At 66.3% G+C, this 5,450-nt stretch carries 4 protein-coding genes; 1 reads left to right on the forward strand and 3 read right to left on the reverse strand.

Annotated elements, in window-relative coordinates; translation table 11 throughout:
- The 3 genes from PF446_RS12760 to PF446_RS12770 all read right to left on the reverse strand — a co-directional run.
- Positions 1 to 1,364 (reverse strand): leucyl aminopeptidase family protein (locus PF446_RS12760; protein WP_298072195.1); only part of this gene is annotated, 1,364 nt, incomplete at its 3' end.
- A gap of 64 nt (positions 1,365 to 1,428) precedes the next feature.
- Positions 1,429 to 2,337 carry a substrate-binding domain-containing protein gene (locus PF446_RS12765; protein ID WP_298072198.1) on the reverse strand — a complete coding sequence of 303 codons (909 nt, stop codon included), beginning with the start codon at positions 2,335 to 2,337 and terminating at the stop codon, positions 1,429 to 1,431.
- Between the two features lie 103 nt (positions 2,338 to 2,440).
- Positions 2,441 to 3,838, reverse strand: coding sequence for a Do family serine endopeptidase (locus tag PF446_RS12770; protein WP_298072199.1), 1,398 nt, complete (start codon positions 3,836 to 3,838; stop codon positions 2,441 to 2,443).
- Between the two features lie 458 nt (positions 3,839 to 4,296).
- On the opposite strand from PF446_RS12770, the gene PF446_RS12775 reads away from it, so the two are divergent.
- Positions 4,297 to 5,450 (forward strand): ribonucleotide reductase N-terminal alpha domain-containing protein (locus PF446_RS12775; protein WP_343224683.1); only part of this gene is annotated, 1,154 nt, incomplete at its 3' end.

Genomic DNA, 5,450 nt, shown 5'->3' on the forward strand with positions numbered 1-5,450 from the left:
TGTTGCTGCAGGAAGGCAAAGAACGCGCGCAGACCCTGGGCCTCGCCGCCGCGGGGCCGCCCGGGTCGGGCGCTGTCGTTCCAGGCGTACACGTCCACGTGCAACCAGGGCGTGTCGCGGGGCACGAATCGCTCCAGGTACAGCGCTGCGGTGATGGCGCCCGCATGGCGCGAGGGACCTGCATTTGCAAAGTCGGCTACATGCGATGTCAGCATCGAGTGGTACGGGCGCCACAGCGGCAGCCGCCACAGTGGATCATGCACGGATTCAGCGGCCTGGAGCACGCCGGTGGCCAGCGGTTCGCGGTTGCTGAAAAGCGCCGGCAGATCCGGGCCCAGCGCCACGCGCGCCGCGCCGGTCAGGGTGGCGAAGTCGATGATCAGGTCCGGGCTTTTTTCGCTGGCGTAGGCCAGCGCATCACACAGGATCAGGCGACCCTCGGCGTCGGTGTTGTCAATTTCCACGGTATGACCGGCACGCGTACGGATCACATCACCGGGACGGATGGCGTTGCCGGCGACCGCGTTCTCCACGGTCGGGATCAGAAGGGTCAGGCGCACGGGAAGCCTCGCGTTCATCACCAGACTCGCCAGCGCGATCGCGTGTGCCGAGCCGCCCATGTCCTTCTTCATCCAGCGCATGCCGCTGGAGGGTTTCAGGTCCAGGCCACCGGTGTCGAAGCACACACCCTTGCCGATCAGGACAAGGTGCGGGTCGGTGGTCTTGCCCCAGCTCATTTCGACCAGGCGCGGCGGCCGATGGCTGGCGCGGCCGACGGCATGGATGGTGGGGAAGTTGGCCTTCAGCAGCGCGTCGCCGACCCACTCCTTGACGCGGGCGCGGTGACTGCGGGCCAAGCCCTTGATGGCATCGCTGATGTGCTCGGGCCCCATGTCCTCGGTAGGGGTGTTGACCAGGTCACGGACCAGCTGGATCGAGGCCACCAGTGGCTTGAGCGCGTTCATCTGCGCGCGCGTGAGCACCAGTTGCGCGGGGGTGGGGGCCGGTCCGGTGTAGCGGTCGAAGCGGTAGGCGCCCAATGCCCAGCCCAGGGCGGCCAGGTGATGGTCCAGTTCCACGCCCTCTTGCGCCAGACGGTAACGACCGGCCGGGAGTTGCTGCGGCAGGGCGGACAGCGCATGCAGCGGTTGCGCCGCATCCACGCCCACCAGCACGCGCTCCAGTTGTCCCTTGCTGTTGGGGATCAGCGCCAGTGCGCCACGCTGCGGCTCAAACCCGGAGGCATCCAGCCAGCGACGCGCTGCAGCGTCCAGACGGCGTTTGCAGGCGGAAAAGTGCTTGCCGTCGACAGCCTCGACCGGCACCACTGTGCCGCGTCCCTTGTACTCGATCAGTCCACTCATGCGCCCGGGCTCTCCTTAGATGCATCAATTCGTATCAGGCGCCCAGCATACCGGTAGCGATGGTTCAGCGTGGCGCTCGGCCCACCGCACGGGCGATGCGCTGTCCGCGCGCAGACGCATCCCGGGCCGGGGGCGCATCCTCGGCATAGGGCACCAGCTGGTGCCTGTCCAGGATCTGCTTGCCGGTGCGGCTACGGGTGAAGGCGATGAACGACTGTACGGTGGCGTTGTCCTCGTCCTTGCGCGTGACCAGGTACAGCGGCGTGTACAGCGGGTAGCTGCCGTCCGCCACATGGGCGCGCGATGGGCGCACGCCGTCGATCGCCAGCATCTTCAGCTTGCGGTTGTCGTAGGCGCCCGAAAGCGTGGTCACGGCCAGGCCATCCGGGTCCAGCGCAATGCCCTGTTCCAGGCTGCGCACGTTGATGTACAGGCGGGGCGCGGCAACCGGCTGGTTGCCGCGCCCGTACAGCAGCTTGCGCAGACTGAACTCGACGCCGTCGCTGGGGCTGGCGTCGGCATACACGTGGATCGGCGCGTTGCGCCCACCAAGCGCGCTCCAGTTGCGGATCTTGCCGAAGTAGATGTCGTGCAGCTGCTTCAGGGTCAGGCCGCGCACCGGGTTGCGGTCGCTGGTGATGATCACCAGCGCATCCCAGGCCACCGGAGTGAAGTTCAGCGATTGTTCCTCGGCGTGCCGCGGCGATGGGCCTCGCGCACTGCCGGCCAGGTCCACGCTGCCCTGGCTGAGCTTGTTCAGAGCCGAGATGGTGTTGAACGGCTGCAACGTCATGTAGCCGTGACCGGCACGGTCCCAGGAGCGCGCCATGTCCTTGACGAAGGCGCGCGATGTGGTGATGTCGCCGCGCCAGACAATATGGTGACGGGCATGGCCGGCCGCAGCGACGGCCGGTCCGGCGACAGATGCCAGGACCAGGGCCAGCAGGCAGGGCAGTGCGGTGCGAACTTTCATCTAGGCATGCTCATGGCAGCGGTGCGAGCCTGAAGTATGGAGCCAGGGCCGGGAACGTACCTGTCGATTGCATCACGTTTGCCCCGGCCTGTCTGTTTTTCATCTATTGCAGCAGCACAAAATGGATATTGTTGCCGTGCACCACGGTCAGCACCATGCGCTGCGGTGCGCCCCGGTTGAGCAGGCTGCGCAGTTGGGAAAGGTTGGCGATGCGCCTGCGATTGACGGCGATGATCACGTCGCCCTTGTTCAGCCCGCTGGCATCGGCGCGGCTGCCCGGGGTGATGCCGCTGACGCGCACGCCATACAGGCCCTTGTGACGCTGGTCCTGGTTGAGCCCGCTGATGCTGGCGCCGGACAGGCGCGGGTCCAGGTCCGCGCCGCGCGCATGGGCCACGCGTTCGGGCGCGATCGTGGTGTGCACGGAAACGACCTTGCCCTGGCGCAGCAGCGACATGGTCACCGCGCTGCCCACCGGCAGCAGGCCCTCGCTGTTGCTCAGGTCGTCCGGCCCGCGGACCGGACGGCCGTTGATCGCGGTGAGCACGTCGCCGGGTTGCACCCCGGCCTTGGCGGCCGGCGAGCCGGACTTCACCTGGGTGACCACCGCGCCACGGTCGTTGTCCAAGTGCAGGGCCGCGGCCATGTGCCGGTTGATCGACTGCACGGCCAGCCCCAGCGTGCCACGCCGCACCTTGCCGTACTTCAGCAACTGCTGCATCACCTTGTGGGCAAGATTGGCGGGAATCGCGAAACCGATTCCGGCGCTGGCGCCGGACGGCGAGTAGATCATCGAGTTGATGCCCACCAGCTTGCCGTTCAGGTTGACCAGCGCGCCGCCGGAGTTGCCGGGGTTGATCGAGGCATCGGTCTGGATGAAGTTCTGGTAGGTGTTGCCCAGGCCACGCCGTCCCAGCGCCGAGACGATGCCCGAGGTGACCGTCTGGCCCAACCCGAACGGGTCACCCACCGCCACCACGAAATCGCCGACGCGGGTCTTGGCAGAGTTGGCCAGCGGCAGCTGGTCCAGATGCCTGGCGGGAATCTTCAGCACCGCGATGTCGGTGTCCGGATCGGCGCCGACCAGCTTGGCCTTGAAGTCGCGCCCGTCCTTCAGCGTCACGGTGATCTCGTCGGCACCGGCGATCACATGGTTGTTGGTCAGCACATAGCCGTGCGCGGCATCCACGATCACGCCTGATCCAAGGCTCTGTTCCACCTGCTCGCGCGGCGGCGGGCTGCCGAAAAACTGGCGCATCACCGGGTCGTCGAAGAACGGGTTGCGCTGGCGCACCAGGGTCTTGGACGAGATGTTGACCACCGCCGGCGTGACCTTTTCCAGCATCGGCGCGATCGACGGCACCGGACGGCCGTTCACCTGCGTCGGGATCGTGGCGCGTGAAGGCGCGGGGGCCAGGGTGGCCAGGGTGGCCAGGGCCAACAGCAGCGCGGTCAAGGTTCCGGCCAGGCCGTGTCGGGGCCTCGTTGCGCGGTCGGTCATGGTTGTCTCCTTGAGGGTCGAAAACCGTACATATGGATATATGGACTATGCGCGTCGTCAGGAGTTTCATGGGCTGCTTGCGGAGTGCCGTCACAGCCGCCTGGCAACGACGAAAACCCAGTAACCATGGGCGTTCCAGGCCCGGGAAGCAAATCGGATTAATCTTCACTTTACAAGTGTACGCGGCAGGGGTAGTGTTGACCCCCGTTGGCGATCACAACATCTTGTGTCCAGTTCCAGTAACGACAGCAAGGCCGGGATGCGTATACCGCACAGCTTCTGGGGGGGCGATCCGGTGACAGAAAGCATCGCAAACGCAAAATCAATCCACACGCGGATGCGCCTGCCGCGGTGGGCGCGTCGCTGAGATCAAGCCGTCCGTCCACCAAGCGGGCATCAAGGATAGAGAAGGTCAAGCACATGCATTGCAAAACAACAGGCCCGGGGGTGGGTATCTGATGAGCACGGTACGCAAACCCACCATGAGCACCGAAGTCACCGCCATCCCGCTGCAGCCGGCCTCGCAGGACATCTGGGACAAGAAATACCGCCTCAAGAGCAAGACCGGCGAGCCGGTCGACACCGCCGTGGACGACACCTGGCAACGCGTCGCCCGCGCCCTGGCCGACGTCGAGACCACGCCCGAACTCAAGGCCAAGTGGTACGACAAGTTCCTGTGGGCGCTGCGCCACGGCGCGATCCCGGCCGGCCGCATCACCTCCAACGCCGGCGCGCAGGCGCACAAGCCCAAGACCTCGACCATCAACTGCACCGTCTCGGGCACCATCACCGACTCCATGGATGACATCCTGGACAAGGTGCACGAGGCCGGCCTGACGCTGAAGGCCGGCTGCGGCATCGGCTACGAGTTTTCCACGCTGCGCCCGCGCGGCGCGTACGTGTCCGGCGCCGGCGCCTACACCTCCGGCCCGCTGTCGTTCATGGATATCTACGACAAGATGTGCTTCACCGTGTCCTCGGCCGGCGGCCGGCGCGGCGCGCAGATGGGCACCTTCGACGTGCGCCATCCGGACGTGCGCGAGTTCATCCGCGCCAAGCGCGAGGACGGGCGCCTGCGCCAGTTCAACCTGTCGCTGCTGATCACCGACGACTTCATGCAGGCGGTGTCCAGCGATGCCGACTGGCCGTTGCTGTTCCCGGTGCATGTCAAGGAGCAACACGAGGTGGACCTGGACGACGAGACCCAGGTGCTGTGGCGCGAGTGGCCCACCCACGTCAACTACGTCAGCCGCGCGGACGGCCTGGTGGCCTGCAAGATCTACGGTCACGTCAAGGCGCGCCACCTGTGGGACATGATCATGGTGTCCACCTACGACTACGCCGAGCCGGGGTTCATCCTGATCGACCGCGTCAACCAGATGAACAACAACTGGTGGTGCGAGCACATCCGCGCCACCAACCCGTGCGTCACCGCCGATACCTGGGTGCATACGTCCGAGGGACCGCGCCAGGTTGCCGAGCTCATTGGCACGCCGTTCGCCGCGCGTGTCGATGGCGTGGACCATCGCAGTGGCCGCGAAGGCTTTTTCCGCACCGCCACCAAACCGTTGCTCAAGCTGGACACCTGCCAGGGCCATGCCCTGCGGCTGAC

It is taken from the genome of Oleiagrimonas sp. (genome assembly GCF_027858935.1).
GTDB lineage: Bacteria > Pseudomonadota > Gammaproteobacteria > Xanthomonadales > Rhodanobacteraceae > Oleiagrimonas.